This window comes from Enterobacter sp. HK-058-C-ECC (genome assembly GCF_047531125.1).
In the GTDB taxonomy this organism is placed as follows: Bacteria; Pseudomonadota; Gammaproteobacteria; order Enterobacterales; family Enterobacteriaceae; genus Enterobacter; species Enterobacter quasiroggenkampii.
Genome location: NZ_JBLKCH010000009.1, coordinates 1 through 18,737, shown reverse-complemented (window position 1 = coordinate 18,737; position 18,737 = coordinate 1). Strand labels below are relative to the sequence as shown.

Genomic DNA, 18,737 nt, shown 5'->3' with positions numbered 1-18,737 from the left:
AGGCCCGGTAAGCGAAGCGCCACCGGGCTTTTTTTATGCGCCGATCTTAGGATCCGGACCAAAGCGGTTTTCGCCCGGCGTCCCACTCTGACAGTTGAAGATCAAAATCACGATCCAGCCCACGATCGGAATCAGCAGCAGCAGTAACCACCACGCCGAACGATCGGTATCGTGCAGCCGACGGAACAGTACCGCCCATGATGGCAGCAGGACTAACAGGCCATAGATGGTGGTCAGTACGCCTTCACCGCCAGCCCGCTCCCAGCCGAGAATTTTATCCACGATGCCCAGCACCATAATCAGGACGAAGTTCACCAAAACAAACATCCAGTACTCTTTGCGGCGGGCGCGGCCACCAAATCCAATGTAGTTGCGCAGTACTTTTAAATACCAGTCCATTTTCCTTGCCTCATTAGTCAGTCAATCACTTGTTTTCTAAGCGATCGAGGTAAGGATAGATGGAGATTGTGAATTAAAAAAGGGCATCTGGTGATGCCCTTACTATTTATCCAAAACGGACGTCGCGCCCGTGCGGTTCATCCAGGTCCTGCCAAGGGCCGATGGAGATAATACCCGTCGGGTTGATGGTCTTGTGGCTGCGGAAATAGTGGGTGCGAATATGGTCGAAGTCGACCGTCTCCGCGATGCCCGGCATCTGGTAGATGTCGCGCAGGAAACCATACAGGTTCAGGTAGTCGCTGATGCGGTGTTTATCGCACTTAAAGTGGGTGACATAGACCGCATCAAAGCGAACCAGCGTGGTCCACAGGCGAATGTCCGCTTCCGTCAGGCGATCGCCCGTCAGGTAGCGATGCTGGCCCAGGATCTGCTCCAGGCGTTCCAGTGATTCAAACACCTTCCCGACCGCTTCGTCATACGCTTCCTGGCTGGTGGCAAAACCGGCCTTATAAACACCGTTGTTGACGTTGTCGTAAATCCAGCTGTTCAGCTCATCAATCTTATCGCGCAGTTCAACCGGGTAGTAATCCCCGGCGCGGGCACCGTGGGCATCAAATGCGGTATTGAACATGCGGATGATTTCCGCAGACTCATTGCTGACAATCGTCTGGTTTTTCTTGTCCCACAGCACCGGCACGGTCACGCGACCGGTGTAATGCGGATCGGCGCGCAGATAGAGCTGGTACAGGAAATCGTGGTGATAGAGTTCGTCGCCGGTTGCCGCAGGGAAATCACTGTCAAACGTCCAGCCATTTTCCAGCATCAGCGGGTTGACGACGGAAACCGGAATGAAGGATTCGAGACCTTTCAGCTTGCGCACGATCAGCGTGCGGTGGGCCCACGGGCAGGCGAGGGAAACATAAAGATGATAACGATCTTTCTCAGCCGCGAAGCCGCCTTCGCCGCTTGGGCCTGGTGCACCGTCGGCGGTCAGCCAGTTACGGAAGGCCGAAACAGAGCGCTTAAAGCGACCTCCGGTGGATTTGGTGTCATACCAGACATCCTGCCAGACGCCGTCTACGAGTTGTCCCATTTTTTCTCCTCCGTCAGATAGCAAAAGCGAGGAGATGTCTCCTCGCTTTGTGTTTATTCAGTATAGCGTGCTTACCATTTCTTATTCAGAAGACGGTCGATGCTGTATGCGCCCGGGCCAGTAACGGCCAGCAGCAGGAAGCCACCCGCGATGGTCAGGTTTTTCATGAACATCAGAGAGTTCACGCCTTCCGCAAAGTTGCTGTGGAAGATGAACGCTGTCAGCACGGTGAAGCCTGCAGTAAACAGCGCGGTGGTGCGGGTCAGGAAGCCGAACAGGACTGCCAGGCCGCCGCCGAACTCAAGAAGAATGGTCAGTGGCAACAGGAACCCCGGAACGCCCATGGCTTCCATATACTGCTGGGTACCTGCATAACCGGTGATTTTTCCCCAACCTGCCACGATGAACAGAATTGGCATCAGAATACGCGCTACCAGTACACCAACATCTTCTAATTTTTTCATTTTACTCTCCAGGAAACCACATCAGCGGCTGAACGTTATTTGTCTGCAATTCCGGGTAGATACCGCGTCGTTGCTGTCGATGGAGAGCATCATAAACGTGACGGTGGGCGATTGTTAGCAAGGAAAACTGTCAATCTTCTTCAAAGATATTGAGTAAGGGAGGGGGAGAGGATTTTGCCGGGTGGCGCTGCGCTTACCCGGCATAAGAGTGCAAGTAGGCCGGGTAAGGCGTAGCCGCCACCCGGCGAGAAGGCTACCGCAACTGCTGCTGACGAATCGTGGCTTTCACCAGACGCCAGGCGCTCCAGGCACCAAATCCACGGCGCGCCCAGCGGATCAGCATATTTGGATGACGAACCGTCCAGATAGCCATCACGCTGCTGCCGACCAGCGCCCATGAACGCAGGCTCAGGAAGGTGTTCCAGCCCCGGTCAAACCGTCGCGTCGCGTCAATCCAGTCGCGGCGGCTCGCCGACAGATCCAGCCGTTGCTGCTGGATCTGGCTTAGCAGGTACGCTTTTCGCTTTTGACGTTCGGCTTTACCGCTCACGGCTTGTCATCCTCCAGCAGGGCGCGATCGTTAGCCAGCTCCTGACGCGTATGGCGCAGGAACGTGGATTTACGCGCTTTCCGAAGCGTCCAGATACCGCCAATCAACGCGGCGACCAGCAGAACAACGGTGGTGGCAATCATTGCGTTAAGACGATACTGCGGGTCAATGGCCCAGATGATTAACACCATCAGGCTCATCAGACCAAACGCGGCGAAGAGCATGGTAAGTCCGAGCATCAGCAGCATCTGGAAGAGGTTGGCTTTCTCCTCTTCCAGCTCGACCACTGCCAGCCGGACGCGCGTTTCGGCAATCCCGACCAGCGTCGTTAAAATACGCTGGCCGATGCCGAGGACGTTGTTAGCAGGCCCTTGTGCGTGACGAGGATCTTCCATATCAACGACGCGTCAGCAGGACACCCAGTACCACACCGACTGCGGCACCAATCCCTACGCCCGTCCATGGATTATCACGCACGTATTCGTCCGCACGCGCGGCCGCTTCGCGGGTCTGTTTTGCCAGTGCATCACCGGTTTCACCCAGGCGATAGCGGCTCTCCTTGAGTGCCTGCTCCGCCTTGCTGCGCAGCTTGCTGACCTCTTCTTTTGACTTGTCAGCAGAGGAGTTCAGCACCTCTTCAAGGGTATCGGCCAGGGATTTCAGTTCAGCGCGCAGATGTTCAGACGTCGTATCTTTTGACATGATTCTCTCCTGTTGAGATTTCCGTTAACTCAATAATCGCGAGCTTCCAGCGCTTTCAGGTCGTCCTGTGCTTCTTTCAGCTTCTTCTCGCGCTTAGCAATTTTATCCGCATCCCCTTTCTCTTTCGCTTCCTGCAGGTCGCGACGGCGCTCGGCTATCTCGTCCTTCTGTTCAGCGATTTTCTTCTGGTGGTCGGCACGAAGCTTGCTGTCTGAACAGTTCGCTTTCACTTCGCTCAGCGCTTTTTTGAGACCATCAACACGGTGCTGATTGTTATGCTTTTCGGCATAACCGATCTCACGCTGAATATCCTGTTCTTTCTCCTGACAGAGAGAATTGGCGAAGGATGCTGTGCTTAAAGAAAAAAGGGCCAGAGCCAGAGTCATGCGGAATTTCATTATCGAAACCTTCCATTGTGTTGCGGCGTAAGCCGCTATCCAAAGTTATGCGGAGTACAGTCGAGGGGTGCTCCGCGTACTTAAGCATAGTAAGTAAACGGGGGATTCACCAAAGTGAGTGAAAAGATTCGGAATCCTGGTAATTATCCAAATCGATGCGACGTATCGCGAATCAGCGACAGCCAGGCTGCTGGCTGGCTGTCATCTTCCTGCTGAGCAATGATATACCCCTGCGGCAGCGTACGGTCGAGAACCACTTTTGCGGCGGCACTTTGCGCACGGGAATCAAACTTGATCAGTAAAACATCGTCCTGCGGGGTGATGCTCTTAAAACGTATCCCGTTCGCATCCAGATGATGCCAGACAGAAAAACCGTCAGGCACGCTGGCACCCTGGTTCACCGGGCGAATGGCCAGCGTGGATTCCTGGTGCGAAAGCGCGCTCCATACCAGCAGCATGGCGCTGAGCACCACCAGCGTCATCACGGCACAGGCAAAACGGCGCAGGGCGAGCGGTGAGATAGCCATCGTTAGCCTCTGGCTCCGTATTTCTTTTTCCACAGCACGACCAGAGAGCCGATCAGGCCGAAGACCAGCAGCACAACGGGCAGCAGCATCAGGCAGGACATCAGCTGGTCTTCATATTTCATAAAGACCGGCGTTTTACCCAGGGCATAGCCGAGCGTTGTCAGAATAAGCACCCATAACAGACCGCTCATCCAGTTAAAGAACTGGAAGCGCGCGCTGCTCAGCCCCGACAGACCGGCAATGGTCGGCAACAGGGTACGTACAAACGCGATAAAGCGACCAATCAGCAGAGCGGAAAGCCCGTGCTTATGGAAAAGGTGGTGCGCCCGCTGATGATAATGTGCAGGCAGGTGCGAGAGCCAGTTCTGGACGATCCGGGTATTGCCCAGCCATCTTCCCTGGATGTAACTCACCCAGCAGCCGAGGCTGGCCGCGACGGTCAGTAATAAAATGGTGTGCGGAAACGCCATCGCCCCTTTGGCACACAGCACGCCGACGAGCACCAGCAAACTGTCACCGGGCAGGAAGGCTGCAGGCAGCAAACCGTTCTCAAGGAACAGGATCATAAACAAGACGAAATAGAGCATGCCAATCATGGAAGGGTTGGCCAGCGTTTCAAAGTCCTGCGCCCAGAGGGCATGCAGTAGTTGGGTCAAAAGTTCCATTCAGTGTTCCTGGAAATCGGTTAACGTCACGCCTGTTATCCGGGGCAAACAGCACGGCGACATTGTTGTGATTTCATTATGGTCGCTCGCGGACACATTGCGGTGTGGCCAACACGATTCCCTGTTAATTGGCTGGTTAGCAAGCACTAACTTACAAAATAACGAAGTGAATCCAATTGTAACAAAGCCCAACGTTCTGCGTCACAGAATTTGCAGGCGTGAGTTGATTTTGGCGTAAGCCCAGGAAGTGAGCGAGGGGATTTACAAAGGCTGACACTATATATGTTTTGCTTACCCACTGAAGCCAGAAGGCGCAGCGAGGCGCCTGCCAGCGGGAAGGTCATCTATTTTGCGGCACTGGGGGCCGTATCGAGATGAACAACGGGATTATCGGCGAAAAGATAGCGGTCAGCGTTAAATTCGAAGTCGTCACTGGTTTCATTGAACAGCATCTGCTTGGTGTTTTCCAGGTGCTGCCACATCGCCAGCTTAGCGGCATGCGGGTCTTTGCGAATCAGCGCCTTAAGGATTTGGTCGTGATCGTCACACCAGTTGTCGACGGTACGGGAATCGATATGGTCGTGCAGTTTTTTCCAGTACGGGTTGTGAACGCGCTGAGTCCACATTTTCTCAACGATTGCCGCCAGCGCCGTATTCTGGGTTGCCAGGGCGACCTGGACGTGGAACTGCAGATCCCACTCTGAATCGCGGAAACATTTTTCCTTACGGGCATTCTCCTGGATTTCCATCAGCTTCATGATGTCCTGCTTGGTCACCTGCGTCGCCGCAAATTCGGCAATGTTGCTTTCAATCAGCTGGCGAGCCTGGAGCAGCTCAAACGGACCATAGCTGGCAAATTCCAGACTTTCGTCCGCTACGGGCGAGTGTTTCGGCAGATTGGAAATGACGTGAATGCCGGAGCCTTTGCGTACCTCAACGTAGCCTTCCACTTCCAGCATGATGATCGCTTCGCGCACCACGGTGCGGCTGACGCTTTTTTCATCCGCGATGAAGCGCTCGGCGGGCAGTTTATCACCGACAAGATAGACCCCTTGCTCGATGCGATCTTTCAGCTCCGCAGCAAGTTGTTGATATAAACGACGTGGTTCGGTGATTTCCATATGCGCTCCAGGCAGGGTACGGCAGATGATTTGTTATACCACTTTTGCGTGCCACTCTCCAGATTTGCCATTAAAAAAGCCGCTACTGAGCGGCCTTTAAATGCCCGGCGGCGCTTCGCTTGCACGGGCCTGCGGGTTTTGTAGGCCGGGTAAGCGTAGCGCCACCCGGCGGAAAAATGGTTGCTAACTCTGCGTCGCCGGTTTCCCGAGTGACTCTTTCGCCAGCTCCTCTGCCGATTTGCTCTTCAGCACCGTCCAGATCACCACCGCGCCCAGCAGGTCGAAGATAGCCAGCACGGCGAACAGCGGGCTGAAGCCGATGGTATCTGCCAGCGCGCCGACGACCAGCGCAAACATCGTACTCGCGGTCCAGGCGGCCATCCCGGTCAGGCCGTTGGCGGTGGCCACTTCGTTACGACCAAAGACGTCAGACGAGAGCGTAATCAGCGCGCCGGACAGGGACTGGTGCGCAAAGCCACCGATGCACAGTAGGGCAATCGCGACGTACGGGCTGGTGAACAGGCCGATCATGCCCGGGCCAATCATCAGCAGGGCACCCATGGTGACTACCATCTTACGGGAAACAATCAGGTTCACCCCAAACCAGCGCTGGAACAGCGGTGGCAGGTAGCCGCCCACGATACAGCCCAGGTCAGCGAACAGCATGGGCATCCAGGCGAACATCGCGATCTCTTTCAGGTTAAAGCCGTAGACTTTAAACATGAACAGCGGGATCCAAGCGTTAAAGGTCCCCCAGGCCGGTTCTGCCAGGAAGCGCGGCAGGGCGATACCCCAGAACTGACGGGTGCCCAGGATCTGCCAGACGGTCATTTTCTTGCCGTTGTTGGTCTGATGCTGTGCTTCCTGACCACCAATGATGTACTCGCGTTCTTCTTCGGAGAGTTTTTTCTGATCGCGCGGGTGCTTATAGAAAACCAGCCACGCGATTGCCCAGGCGAAGCTCAGCACGCCGGAGATGATGAAGGCCATCTGCCAGCTGTGCATCACGATAGCCCACACCACCAGCGGTGGCGCAATCATTGCCCCGATGGACGAGCCCACGTTGAAGTAGCCAACAGCGATAGAGCGCTCTTTTGCCGGGAACCACTCGGAGCTGGCTTTCAGGCCCGCCGGGATCATCGCAGCTTCTGCCGCACCGACCGCACCGCGCGCCAGCGCCAGGCCGCCCCAGCTTCCCGCCAGCGCGGTGGCTCCGCAGAACACCGCCCAGGCGATGGCGAAGAAGGCATAACCGATTTTGGTACCGAGGATATCCAGCACATAGCCTGCAACTGGCTGCATGATGGTATACGCCGCGGAATAGGCGGCAATGATGTAGGAGTATTGCTGTGTGGAGATATGCAGCTCTTCCATTAACGTCGGCGCTGCGGCTGCCACGGTGTTACGTGTCAGGTAGCCCAGCACGGTGCCTAACGTCACCAGTGCGATCATATACCAACGTAACCCTTTAATTTTACGCATCTAAAACCTCATCGTTATGTTATGTCCGCGCCAGAGCACGGCAACTTCTCAACCGTTTCCGGGAGCAGTTGTGTAACGGGAGGGGCGTAGCCGGAAGCATGTCCCGGAACGGCCCGAACCTTGCCATAAGTAAGCGTGCATAAGTCGGTATCCGTACCGTTAAACCCGATGCCTCTCACACCGGTAATGCATTCCGTCGGCTTAGCGTTTGCGACGGCGAAAAGATAACTTGTCATACAACTTTAAAAGGTGAGTGACATCACAAATGTATGATTCTTTGTAGGGACATTAATCGCTGCGCGCAAAGCCAGTAATGGCGCGGTCTGTAGAAGGGTTTACGCCTTAGAGGGTAATTTATTTGTTAGCGTTTATTGATCTCACTCACGAAAAAAGCTTCGGTGGCTGGAAATTGGTGTGATAACTTTGCAGCATATGAACATACGCTTTCTGACGCTCCCGTAATGAGGAAGACGATAATGACGCCGTTTATGACCGACGATTTTCTGTTAGATACCGAATTTGCTCGCCGCCTGTACCACGACTACGCAAAAGACCAGCCAATTTTCGACTACCACTGCCATCTGCCGCCGCAGCAGGTTGCCGAAAATTATCGTTTCAAAAACCTGTATGATATCTGGCTGAAGGGTGACCACTACAAATGGCGTGCCATGCGCACCAACGGTGTGGCGGAACGCCTGTGTACCGGTGACGCCACCGACCGCGAGAAGTTTGACGCCTGGGCGGCGACCGTCCCGCATACCATCGGTAACCCGCTCTACCACTGGACGCACCTTGAGCTGCGTCGCCCGTTTGGCATCACCGGCAAACTGCTCTCCCCAACGACCGCCGATGAAATCTGGGAGCGGTGCAATGCGCTGCTGGCTGAGGAGAACTTCTCCGCGCGCGGCATCATGAAGCAGATGAACGTGAAGATGGTAGGCACCACCGACGACCCGATCGACTCCCTGGAGCATCATGCCGTTGTCGCCAAAGACACTTCTTTTGATATCAAAGTGCTGCCAAGCTGGCGCCCGGACAAAGCCTTTAACATTGAGCAGGCCACGTTTAATGACTATATGGCGAAGCTGGCGGAAGTGTCCGATACCGACATCCGTCGTTTCACCGATCTCCAGGCCGCGCTGACCAAACGTCTGGATCACTTCGCGGCGCACGGCTGTAAAGTTTCTGACCACGCGCTGGACGTCGTGCTGTTCGCGGAATCAAACGAGGCCGAGCTGGACAGCATTCTGGCGCGTCGCCTGTCCGGTGAATCGCTTAGCGAGCACGAAGTGGCGCAGTTCAAAACGGCGGTGCTGGTGTTCCTCGGCGCGGAATACGCGCGTCGCGGCTGGGTACAGCAGTACCACATCGGTGCGCTGCGCAATAACAACCAGCGCCAGTTCAAACTGATTGGTGCGGACGTGGGCTTTGACTCCATCAACGACCGTCCGCTGGCGGAAGAGCTGTCAAAACTGCTGAGCAAACAGAACGAACAAAACCTGCTGCCGAAAACCATTCTCTACTGCCTGAACCCGCGCGATAACGAAGTGCTGGGCACCATGGTGGGCAACTTCCAGGGCGAAGGGATGCCGGGCAAGATGCAGTTCGGCTCCGGCTGGTGGTTCAACGATCAGAAAGACGGCATGGAACGTCAAATGACGCAGCTGGCGCAGCTTGGTCTGTTGAGCCGCTTTGTCGGCATGCTGACCGACAGCCGCAGCTTCCTGTCCTATACCCGTCATGAATATTTCCGCCGCATTCTGTGCCAGATGATTGGCCGCTGGGTGCACGCAGGCGAAGCGCCGGCGGATATCCAGCTGCTGGGCGACATGGTGAGAAACATCTGCTTTAACAATGCGCGTGACTACTTCGGCATTGAACTGAACTAAGGCCGTTTGAGGTTGATATGCAATACATCAAAATCCATTCGCTGGATAACGTGGCCGTCGCGCTGACGGATCTCGCTGAAGGCGACGTGGTGACCGTTGATAACCAGAGCGTCACCCTGCGTCAGGCGATTGCTCGCGGACACAAGTTTGCCGTGAAGCCTCTCGCGAAAGGGGACAACGTCATTAAGTACGGTCTTCCGATTGGGCATGCGCTGGCGGATATCGTGCCGGGTGAACATCTTCATTCCCATAATACCCGCACCAATCTGAGCGATCTGGACGAGTACAGCTATCAACCTGATTTACCTGGGGCACAAGAGCAGGCGCCGGATCGTGACGTGCAGATCTACCGCCGCGCCAGCGGCGACGTGGGGATCCGCAACGAGCTGTGGATCCTCCCGACCGTCGGCTGCGTGAACGGGATTGCGCGTCAGATCCAGACGCGCTTCCTGAAAGAGACCAACAATGCCGAAGGCACCGACGGCGTGCATCTGTTCAGCCACACCTACGGCTGCTCCCAGCTGGGGGATGACCACATTAACACCCGCACCATGCTGCAAAACATGGTGCGTCACCCGAACGCGGGCGCGGTGCTGGTGATTGGCCTGGGCTGCGAGAACAACCAGGTTGATGCCTTCCGCGACACGCTGGGCGAGTTTGACCCTGAGCGTGTGCATTTTATGGTGTGTCAGCACCAGGATGACGAAGTGGAGGCGGGCGTTGAACAGCTTCACCAGCTGTATAACGTGATGCGCCATGACAAGCGCGAGCCGGGCAAACTGAGCGAGCTGAAATTTGGGCTGGAGTGTGGCGGGTCTGACGGCCTGTCCGGTATCACCGCCAACCCGATGCTGGGTCGCTTCTCGGACTATGTGATCGCTAACGGCGGCACGACGGTGTTGACCGAGGTGCCGGAGATGTTCGGCGCGGAACGTATTCTGATGAGCCACTGCCGCGACGAGGAGACGTTTGAAAAAACCGTCACCATGGTGAACGACTTCAAACAGTACTTCATTGCCCACAATCAGCCCATTTATGAGAACCCGTCTCCAGGTAACAAAGCGGGTGGGATCACCACGCTGGAAGAGAAATCCCTTGGCTGCACCCAGAAAGCGGGCGCGAGCCAGGTGGTTGACGTTCTGCGTTACGGCGAGCGCCTGAAAACGCACGGTCTGAACCTGCTGAGCGCGCCGGGTAACGATGCGGTCGCCACCAGCGCGCTGGCGGGAGCCGGCTGCCATATGGTGCTGTTCAGCACCGGTCGCGGCACGCCGTACGGCGGTTTTGTGCCGACGGTTAAAATCGCCACCAACAGCGAGCTGGCGGCGAAGAAAAAGCATTGGATCGACTTCGATGCCGGTCAGCTTATCCACGGCAAGGCGATGCCGCAGCTGCTGACGGAATTCGTGGACGCGATTGTGGAATTTGCCAACGGCAGGCAGACCTGCAACGAGAAGAACGATTTCCGCGAGCTGGCGATCTTTAAGAGCGGTGTGACGCTTTAAGTACTTTGTCGGGTGGCGCTGGCGCTTACCCGACCTACTGACCCCTGTAGGCCCGGTAAGGCGTAGCCGCCACCGGGCTTTTCTTTTTAACTGCGCAGGGCGTTCTTCGCTAAACGCGCGTCTTCCGCCTGGCACACGGCGGCGGTAAACATCACGTCGGTGGAGGAGTTGATCGCGGTTTCGCAGGAATCCTGCAGCACGCCGATGATAAAGCCTACCGCAACCACCTGCATGGCGATCTCGTTCGGGATGCCGAACATATTACATGCCAGCGGGATCAGCAGCAGGGAACCGCCCGCCACGCCGGATGCGCCGCAGGCACACAGCGAGGCTACCACGCTCAGCAGCAGCGCAGTTGGCAGATCCACCGGAATACCCAGCGTATGCACCGCGGCCAGCGTCAGCACCGTAATGGTGATGGCCGCTCCCGCCATATTGACGGTCGCACCCAGCGGAATGGATACGGAGTAGGTATCGCGGTCCAGATTCAGCTTCTCACACAGGGACATGTTGACCGGAATGTTTGCCGCCGAGCTGCGGGTGAAGAAGGCGGTCACGCCGCTTTCGCGCAGGCACATCAGCACCAGCGGGTACGGGTTACGACGGGTCTGCAGAAACACCAGCAACGGATTAATCACCAGTGCCACGACAGCCATACAGCCAATCAGCACCAGCAGCAGTTGCGCATAGCCCCACAGCGCGCCGAAACCGGTGGTTGCCAGCGTGGATGCCACGAGGCCAAAAATACCAATCGGCGCAAAGCGGATGACCACCGTCACGATGAAGGTCACGGCGTGAGAAAGGTCGTTAACCAGGTTTTTAGTCGTGTCGTTGCTGTGGCGCAGAGCGAAGCCCAGACCGACGGCCCATACCAGGATCCCGATGTAGTTCGCGTTAATCAGCGCATGGATCGGGTTGGCGACAATGCTCATCAGCAGGCCGTGCATCACCTCAACAATACCCGCGGGCGGCGTAATGTCGGTCGCGCCGGTGGTCAGTTGCAGCGTGGACGGGAAGATAAAGCTCACGACAACCGCCGTCAGCGCAGCCGAGAACGTCCCCAGCAGATACATCCACAGAATCGGGCGAATATTAGTTTTCTGCCCCTGCTGGTGGTTGGCGATTGAGGCCATCACCAGCGTCAAAACCAGAACCGGCGCGACCGCTTTCAGTGCGCCGACGAACAGTGTGCCGAGCAGACCAGTGGCCTCGGCGGCAGGTTTTGAGATCAGTGCCAGCGCGACGCCGAGCACCAGTCCAACCAGTATTTGCTTAACAAGGCTGCCGCGCGACAGGCGCGCAAGCAGGCCCGATGAGGTTGTCGTCATGAATGTTCCTTAAGTGAAATTGCGTTCCATCCCGGATGTGCTCTTAGTCACATTTATGTCCGGATGTAAGTAAATGTTTGCCTGGTCGAGTATAGGGAAAGCGTCTGCGGAGGGAAGCGTAAAATGCTGGATTTTACGTGTTGCGTCATGTTTTTTAACTATTGATTAACGAAAGTGCCGGGTGGCGTCGCGCTTACCCGGCCCACGAGGTGTCGTTGTTGGCCCGGTAAGCGCAGCGCCACCGGGCAAAAAGCACTAAGCCTGTTGCTTCTTATCGTGCTGGCGGTTAACCCAGGTATTGATAATCAACGTCACGATCAGAATGCCAAACACCACGCCGAGCGAAATGGCGATCGGGATATGGTAGAAATCGACGATCAGCATTTTGATACCGATAAACACCAGGATCACCGACAGGCCGTACTTCAGCATTGAGAAGCGCTCCGCCGCGCCTGCCAGCAGGAAGTACATGGCGCGCAGGCCGAGGATGGCGAACAGGTTAGAGGTCAGGACGATGAACGGGTCGGTGGTCACCGCAAAAATGGCCGGAATGCTGTCCACGGCGAAAATCACGTCGCTCAGCTCAACCAGGATCAGCACCAGCAGCAGCGGGGTGGCAAACAGCAGGCCGTTCTTGCGCACGAAGAAGTGCTCGCTCTCGATCTTGTCGGTCATGCGCAGATGGCCGCGGATCCACTTCACCAGCGGGCGATCGCCTATCGCAGAGCCGTCCTCTTTCGCCAGCGCCATTTTGACCCCGGTGAACAGCAGGAACGCGCCGAAGACGTACAGCAGCCATTCGAACTGGGTTATCAGCCAGCTGCCAGCGAAGATCATGATGGTACGCAGGATAATCGCGCCCAGCACGCCGTAGACCAGCACGCGGCGCTGCAGGGCCGCAGGTACGGCGAAGTAGCTGAACAGCATCAGCCAGACGAAGACGTTATCGACCGCCAGGGCTTTTTCAATCAGATAGCCAGTGAGGAAGGCGAGGGCCTGAGGATCGGCCACCGCGCGGCCTTCGGTCGAAGCCAGATACCACCAGAAGGCGGCACAGAAGAGCAGGGAGAGGGTGACCCACACCAGCGACCAGGCCGCAGCCTGTTTCATGGTCATGCCGTGCGCGCCGCGACGCCCCTGTAAAAAGAGGTCGATCGCCAGCATGATGAGCACGACAACCGCGAATCCGCCCCACAACATGGGAGTGCCGACAGAATGCATACTATTTTCCTTACACATAAAAAACAAAAACGGCCATGGTCAGAAGACGATAGCCGTTAGCTTTTTATGCATAGACCTCGCCTTCCGGCAAGGTCTCACTTACAACCACGAGGGTTGCCCGGCGACCGGATGCGCTATTGCACGCATCGTAATGACGATCCACCGACGAAGAAGTTACTCCCCTTTGCAGGTAACAAAATATGTCAGACCATTGGTTTCGTCAATGGTCTGCGCCGTTTCATTACACAGCTTTACGCGATAATTTCCGCGCTCACGCCGTCTGCCGGGAATACCACGCCGGTCTGACGGCGGATCTCCGTTTGCAGCTTCGCCGTGGTGCGGCTCACCGCAAGGCCTGGGTGATTCACTTCGTTGTCTTCCACCAGACGGGCGAAGACCTCTGCCTCATAGAGCATAGTGTTTATATGCTGAGGCTGCGTCAGCTCCTGGGCTTTGCCGCCGCGCGGCACAAAGCTCACCTTCTGGCACTCGGAGATCTTCTCGATGACCAGCGAGCCCGCTTCGCCCTGAATTTCGCTCGGCAGGACAGAGTCGCTCACCTTGGAGTGCTGCAGCGTCACGCTGAAATCACCGTAATCCAGCACCGCGACACCGTGCGCATCCACGCCACTCTCCAGCAGGCTGGCGGTGGCCGTCACGCCGTGCGGCTCGCCCCACAGGGCCACGGCAGAGGCCAGGCAATAGAAACCGATATCCATAATCGAGCCGTTAGAGAAGGCCGGATTAAAGGTGTTCGGGTTCTCGCCGTCGAGATAGCGCTGGTAGCGCGACGAGTACTGGCAGTAGTTGATAAAGGCTTTACGCACTTTGCCCACCTTCGGCAGGGACTGCTGCAGCAGCAGGAAGTTCGGCAGGCTGGCGGTTTTGAAGGCTTCGAACAGCACCACCTGGTTTTCGCGGGCAAGCGCAATGGCGGCTTCGACTTCTTCGATGTTCGACGCCAGCGGCTTCTCGCAAATCACATGCTTTTTATGGCTGAGGAACAGCTTCGTTTGCGGGAAGTGCAGGGAGTTCGGGCTGGCGATATAGACCGCGTCAATGGCGTCGCTTTGCGCCATCTCATCAAGCGAGGTGAAGAGATGCTCAACAAGGTAATCGTTGGCAAAACTCTGCGCCTGCTCAAGGCTGCGGGAATAGACTGCGGTAAGTTTCAGTTTGCCGGTTTCGTGGGCGGCGTCGACGAACTGGCGCGTGATCCAGTTCGTTCCAATGACTGCGAAACGTATCATAAACGTTTACGTACTCCGTAGCGGGGAACCTTTAGCCACTGTAGCACGTCATCATGACAATTCGCGTGCGCTATTCCGCATTACCTTTTAACGATAAATGCGTAAGCCACAGACGGGTATCAAACTCCAGCTGGTGGTATTGCGGCTCCATGTGGCAGCACAGGGAATAGAACGCTTTGTCGTGCTCTTTCTCTTTCAGGTGTGCCAGCTCATGGACGACGATCATCCGCAGAAAGGCTTCCGGCGCGTTGCGGAAAACCGTCGCGACGCGGATTTCGGCCTTCGCCTTCAGCTTACCGCCCTGCACGCGGGAGACGGCGGTGTGCAGGCCGAGCGCGTTTTTCAGCACGTGGATCTTGTTGTCGTACATCACCTTGTTGATCGGCGGGGCGCTCTTCAGATACCGGTTTTTCAGATCCTGCGTATACTGCCAGAGGGCCTTATCGGTCGCGAAATCGTGGGTGCCGGGGTAGCGTTTTTCCAGCACCGCGCCCAGCTTCTGCTCGGCAATCAGGCTGTGAACCTGAGTCAGTAAATGCTCCGGGTAGCCCTGGAGATAAGTAAGTTGGTTCATCAACGCCCCAAATCGACAATAAAACGGGTATACTCACGCACCCTTTTCAGGGATACGCCAAATTTTACCATTCAGGAGGGCCGATGAGCCACTTAGACAACGGTTTCCGTTCACTCAACCTTAAACGTTTCCCGGAGACGGACGACGTTAACCCGCTTCAGGCGTGGGAAGCGGCGGATGAATATCTGCTGCAGCAGTTGGATGACACTGAAATCCGCGGCCCGGTTTTGATCCTGAATGACGCCTTCGGCGCGCTGGGCTGCGCCCTGGCGGAGCACACGCCGTACAGTATCGGCGACTCCTACCTGAGCGAGCTGGCGACGCGTGAAAACCTTCGCCATAACGACATCGAAGAGTCCAGCGTGAAGTTCCTCGACAGCACCGCAGACTACCCGCAGGCGCCGGGCGTGGTGCTGATCAAAGTGCCAAAAACCATGGCGCTGCTGGAGCAGCAGCTGCGCGCGTTGCGTAAGGTCGTCACGCCAGAAACCCGCATCATCGCGGGTGCCAAAGCGCGCGATATTCATACTTCGACGCTGGAGCTGTTCGAGAAAGTCCTTGGCCCGACCACCACCACGCTGGCCTGGAAAAAAGCGCGCCTGATCAACTGTACGTTCGCCGCCCCTGAGCTGGCCGACGCGCCAGAAACGCTGAGCTGGAAGCTGGAAGGGACCGACTGGACCATCCATAACCACGCGAACGTCTTCTCCCGCACCGGTCTGGATATCGGCGCGCGCTTCTTTATGGAACATTTGCCGGAAAATCTGGAAGGTGAGATTGTCGATCTTGGCTGCGGCAACGGCGTGATTGGCCTGACGCTGCTGGCGAAGAACCCGGAAGCCAGCGTGGTGTTCAGCGACGAATCGCCGATGGCGGTGGCCTCCAGCCGTCTGAACGTAGAAACCAACCTGCCGGACGCGCTGGACCGCTGCGAGTTTATGATCAACAACGCGCTGTCGGGGGTAGAGCCGTTCCGCTTCAACGCTGTGTTCTGCAACCCGCCGTTCCACCAGAAGCACGCCCTGACGGATAACGTTGCGTGGGAGATGTTCCACCACGCGCGCCGCTGCCTGAAAATCAACGGCGAGTTGTACATCGTGGCGAACCGCCACCTGGACTACTTCCACAAGCTGAAGAAGATTTTCGGTAACTGCGTCACCATTGCGACGAACAATAAGTTTGTGGTGCTGAAGTCGGTGAAGCTGGGACGTCGTCGTTAAGATTGTTTTGCCCGGTGGCGCTTCGCTTACCGGGCCTACAATGGCCTCGGACCCGTAGGCCGGGCAAGCGCAGCGCCGCCCGGCAATGTTCTAGATCATCAGAGCTAATTTCGTCCCCTGCGCAATCGCGCGCCGCGCATCCAGCTCCATCGCCACGTCACACCCGCCAATCAGATGCACCGTTTTACCGGCCTCGCGCAGCGGATCGGCCAGATCGCGCTTTGGCTCCTGCCCGGCACATAAAATGACATGATCCACGCGCAGCAGCTGCGGCTCGCCGCCGATCGTGACGTGCAGCCCTTCGTCGTCGATCTTCTGGTAGCTGACCGCCGGGATCATCTTCACCCCGCGTGAGAGCAGGGTAGCGCGGTGGATCCAGCCGGTGGTTTTGCCCAGCCCTTCGCCCGGCTTGCTGGCCTTACGCTGCAGCATCACGATCTGGCGCGGGCTTTTCGGCAGTTGCGGCCCTTCGGGGCGCAGGCCGCCGGACTGGCTGAGGCTGGTATCAATGCCCCATTCTACGCAAAACTCAGCAATGTTCTGGCTGGTCGCCTCGCCCGGCTGGCTCAAATACATGGCGGTATCAAAGCCGATCCCGCCGCAGCCGATAATCGCCACCTTCTCGCCAACCGGTACTTTGTCACGCAGCACGTCGAGATAGCTCAGCACTTTTGGATGATCGATACCCTCGATCGCAGGCGTGCGCGGTACGATCCCGCTCGCCAGGATCACCTCATCGAAATCAGTCAGATCCGCCGCGTGGACAAATTGGTTAAGCCGCAGCTCGACGCCCGTCAGCTCGATCATCCGGCGGTAGTAGCGCAGCGTTTCGTAGAACTCCTCTTTGCCGGGGATCTGTTTGGCGATATTAAACTGCCCGCCAATCTCCCCCAGCGCATCAAACAGCGTCACGCTGTGCCCGCGCGAGGCGGCATTGACCGCAAACGCCAGGCCCGCAGGTCCTGCACCGACAACCGCCAGGCGTTTTTTCGCTGTCGCCGGGATCACCGGCATTTTGGTCTCGTGGCAGGCGCGCGGGTTGACGAGGCAGGAGGTCACTTTCCCGACGAAGATCTGATCCAGGCACGCCTGATTACAGCCGATGCAGGTGTTGATCTCATCCGCACGGCCGCTTTGTGCTTTGGACAGCAGCTCGGCATCGGCCAGGAACGGGCGCGCCATCGAGACCATGTCGGCATCGCCGCGTGAAATCACATCGTCCGCCACCTGCGGATCGTTAATGCGGTTGGTGGTGACCAGCGGAACAGACACTTTCCCTTTTAGCCTGCGCGTTACCCAGCTGAACGCCGCGCGCGGCACCGGCGTAGCGATGGTCGGGATGCGCGCCTCGTGCCAGCCGATGCCGGTGTTGATAATGGTGGCCCCCGCGGCTTCTATCGCCTGCGCCAGCTGCACGGTTTCGTCAAACGTGCCGCCGCCCTCCACCAGATCGAGCATCGACAGGCGGAAGATGATAATAAAATCCGCGCCCGCACGTTCGCGCACGGCGCGCACGACTTCTACAGCAAAGCGCATCCGGCGGGCATAGTCGCCGCCCCATTCGTCGTCGCGCTGGTTGGTGCGGGCGGCCAGAAACTCGTTAATCAGATAGCCTTCAGACCCCATCACCTCAACGCCGTCGTAGCCCGCTTCGCGCGCCAGCGCCGCGCAGCGGGCGAAGTCGTCAATCAGCGCCAGGATCTCGTCGTGGCTCAGGGCATGCGGAGTGAAGCGGTTAATTGGCGCCTGAATGGCCGATGGCGCGACCAGATTCGGCTGATAGCTGTAGCGTCCGGTGTGCAGAATTTGCAGGGCGATTTTACCGCCCTCGTTGTGTACCGCGTCGGTCACAATGCGATGGTGCGGCAGCTGTGACGCATCGTTCAGCACCGCGCCGCCCTCCATGCCGACGCCGGAAGGGGCAGGGGCCACGCCGCCGGTGACGATCAGCGCTACCCCATGGCGGGCGCGTTCGGCATAGAAGGCTGCCAGACGCTCGGCCCCGTCCGGATGCTCCTCCAGCCCGGTGTGCATCGAGCCCATCAACACGCGGTTTTTGAGTGTGGTGAACCCCAGATCGAGAGGGGCGAATAACGACGGGTAGCGGCTCATAGTCTCTTCCAGTGTAAAATTATTGTTATGTGGTCGGATGAGTTACTAATTTAGCCAGCGGCAGCGGAAAGGTAAAAGCGGGATCGAATGATTGTGATAGATCTCAAAGAACTTCCCCTCACCCTAACCCTCTCCCCATGTACAGTCCGGGGACATAGTGAACACTTGTTCGGGGACATGGTAGACACTTACAACTAAGGCATAAGAACCCGTTTATGGAGTCGCTTATGCCCTGGG

The 18,737-nt window shown here is 57.2% G+C and carries 19 protein-coding genes; 3 read left to right on the top strand and 16 right to left on the bottom strand.

What is annotated here, in order from left to right:
• Positions 1–33: 33 nt before the first annotated feature.
• The 11 genes from ACMWJS_RS16860 to ACMWJS_RS16810 form a co-directional block, all read right to left on the bottom strand.
• Positions 34–399, bottom strand: coding sequence for a DUF805 domain-containing protein (locus tag ACMWJS_RS16860; RefSeq protein ID WP_023615581.1), 366 nt, complete (start codon positions 397–399; stop codon positions 34–36).
• 106 nt (positions 400–505) lie between these two features.
• Positions 506–1,492, bottom strand: coding sequence for a glutathione S-transferase family protein (locus ACMWJS_RS16855; protein WP_262805645.1), 987 nt, complete (start codon positions 1,490–1,492; stop codon positions 506–508).
• 71 nt (positions 1,493–1,563) lie between these two features.
• The gene (locus tag ACMWJS_RS16850; protein WP_014885331.1) at positions 1,564–1,956 is read right to left on the bottom strand and encodes a DoxX family protein; all 393 of its coding nucleotides are present in this window, start codon (positions 1,954–1,956) and stop codon (positions 1,564–1,566) included.
• Positions 1,957–2,209: 253 nt separating this feature from the next.
• Positions 2,210–2,506 carry a YqjK-like family protein gene (locus ACMWJS_RS16845; protein WP_008503139.1) on the bottom strand — a complete coding sequence of 99 codons (297 nt, stop codon included), beginning with the start codon at positions 2,504–2,506 and terminating at the stop codon, positions 2,210–2,212.
• A complete protein-coding gene (locus tag ACMWJS_RS16840; protein ID WP_014885329.1) occupies positions 2,503–2,901 on the bottom strand; it encodes a phage holin family protein in 399 nt (132 codons plus the stop codon). Before ACMWJS_RS16840 ends, ACMWJS_RS16845 begins: the two co-directional genes overlap by 4 nt.
• 1 nt (position 2,902) lies before the next feature.
• The gene (locus tag ACMWJS_RS16835; RefSeq protein ID WP_008503141.1) at positions 2,903–3,208 is read right to left on the bottom strand and encodes a DUF883 family protein; all 306 of its coding nucleotides are present in this window, start codon (positions 3,206–3,208) and stop codon (positions 2,903–2,905) included.
• A gap of 29 nt (positions 3,209–3,237) precedes the next feature.
• Positions 3,238–3,606 carry a DUF1090 domain-containing protein gene (locus ACMWJS_RS16830; protein ID WP_262790016.1) on the bottom strand — a complete coding sequence of 123 codons (369 nt, stop codon included), beginning with the start codon at positions 3,604–3,606 and terminating at the stop codon, positions 3,238–3,240.
• 143 nt (positions 3,607–3,749) lie between these two features.
• Complete coding sequence (gene mzrA / locus ACMWJS_RS16825) at positions 3,750–4,133, bottom strand: EnvZ/OmpR regulon moderator MzrA (protein ID WP_045910066.1); 384 nt, start codon at positions 4,131–4,133, stop codon at positions 3,750–3,752.
• Between the two features lie 2 nt (positions 4,134–4,135).
• Complete coding sequence (gene yqjA / locus ACMWJS_RS16820) at positions 4,136–4,798, bottom strand: DedA family general envelope maintenance protein YqjA (protein WP_023309289.1); 663 nt, start codon at positions 4,796–4,798, stop codon at positions 4,136–4,138.
• Between the two features lie 344 nt (positions 4,799–5,142).
• Positions 5,143–5,919, bottom strand: coding sequence for a transcriptional regulator ExuR (exuR, locus tag ACMWJS_RS16815; protein WP_023615584.1), 777 nt, complete (start codon positions 5,917–5,919; stop codon positions 5,143–5,145).
• 183 nt (positions 5,920–6,102) lie between these two features.
• Positions 6,103–7,401, bottom strand: coding sequence for an MFS transporter (locus tag ACMWJS_RS16810; protein WP_045910065.1), 1,299 nt, complete (start codon positions 7,399–7,401; stop codon positions 6,103–6,105).
• 476 nt (positions 7,402–7,877) lie between these two features.
• Between ACMWJS_RS16810 and uxaC the strand changes: the two genes are divergently transcribed.
• The gene (gene uxaC, locus ACMWJS_RS16805; protein WP_196346525.1) at positions 7,878–9,290 is read left to right on the top strand and encodes a glucuronate isomerase; all 1,413 of its coding nucleotides are present in this window, start codon (positions 7,878–7,880) and stop codon (positions 9,288–9,290) included.
• Positions 9,291–9,307: 17 nt separating this feature from the next.
• Positions 9,308–10,795: a UxaA family hydrolase gene (locus ACMWJS_RS16800; RefSeq protein ID WP_414747336.1), complete on the top strand. Its 1,488-nt coding sequence runs from the start codon at positions 9,308–9,310 to the stop codon at positions 10,793–10,795.
• An 86-nt stretch (positions 10,796–10,881) separates the two neighbouring features.
• Here ACMWJS_RS16800 and sstT read toward each other — a convergent pair whose 3' ends face one another.
• The 4 genes from sstT to ACMWJS_RS16780 all read right to left on the bottom strand — a co-directional run bounded on the left by sstT (position 10,882) and on the right by ACMWJS_RS16780 (position 15,168).
• Positions 10,882–12,123 carry a serine/threonine transporter SstT gene (gene sstT, locus ACMWJS_RS16795; protein ID WP_048028904.1) on the bottom strand — a complete coding sequence of 414 codons (1,242 nt, stop codon included), beginning with the start codon at positions 12,121–12,123 and terminating at the stop codon, positions 10,882–10,884.
• A 255-nt stretch (positions 12,124–12,378) separates the two neighbouring features.
• Positions 12,379–13,344 (bottom strand): TerC family protein, encoded by a 966-nt coding sequence (locus ACMWJS_RS16790; RefSeq protein ID WP_021242367.1) that lies wholly within the window; start codon positions 13,342–13,344, stop codon positions 12,379–12,381.
• 251 nt (positions 13,345–13,595) lie between these two features.
• Complete coding sequence (locus ACMWJS_RS16785; RefSeq protein ID WP_414747335.1) at positions 13,596–14,594, bottom strand: Gfo/Idh/MocA family protein; 999 nt, start codon at positions 14,592–14,594, stop codon at positions 13,596–13,598.
• A 70-nt stretch (positions 14,595–14,664) separates the two neighbouring features.
• Complete coding sequence (locus ACMWJS_RS16780; RefSeq protein ID WP_196346527.1) at positions 14,665–15,168, bottom strand: YgjP-like metallopeptidase domain-containing protein; 504 nt, start codon at positions 15,166–15,168, stop codon at positions 14,665–14,667.
• An 83-nt stretch (positions 15,169–15,251) separates the two neighbouring features.
• Here ACMWJS_RS16780 and rlmG point away from each other — a divergent pair, with 83 nt between their 5' ends.
• Positions 15,252–16,388: a 23S rRNA (guanine(1835)-N(2))-methyltransferase RlmG gene (gene rlmG, locus ACMWJS_RS16775; RefSeq protein ID WP_063622490.1), complete on the top strand. Its 1,137-nt coding sequence runs from the start codon at positions 15,252–15,254 to the stop codon at positions 16,386–16,388.
• Positions 16,389–16,478: 90 nt separating this feature from the next.
• Here rlmG and ACMWJS_RS16770 read toward each other — a convergent pair whose 3' ends face one another.
• The gene (locus tag ACMWJS_RS16770; protein ID WP_235403231.1) at positions 16,479–18,500 is read right to left on the bottom strand and encodes an NADPH-dependent 2,4-dienoyl-CoA reductase; all 2,022 of its coding nucleotides are present in this window, start codon (positions 18,498–18,500) and stop codon (positions 16,479–16,481) included.
• Positions 18,501–18,737 lie beyond the last annotated feature (237 nt).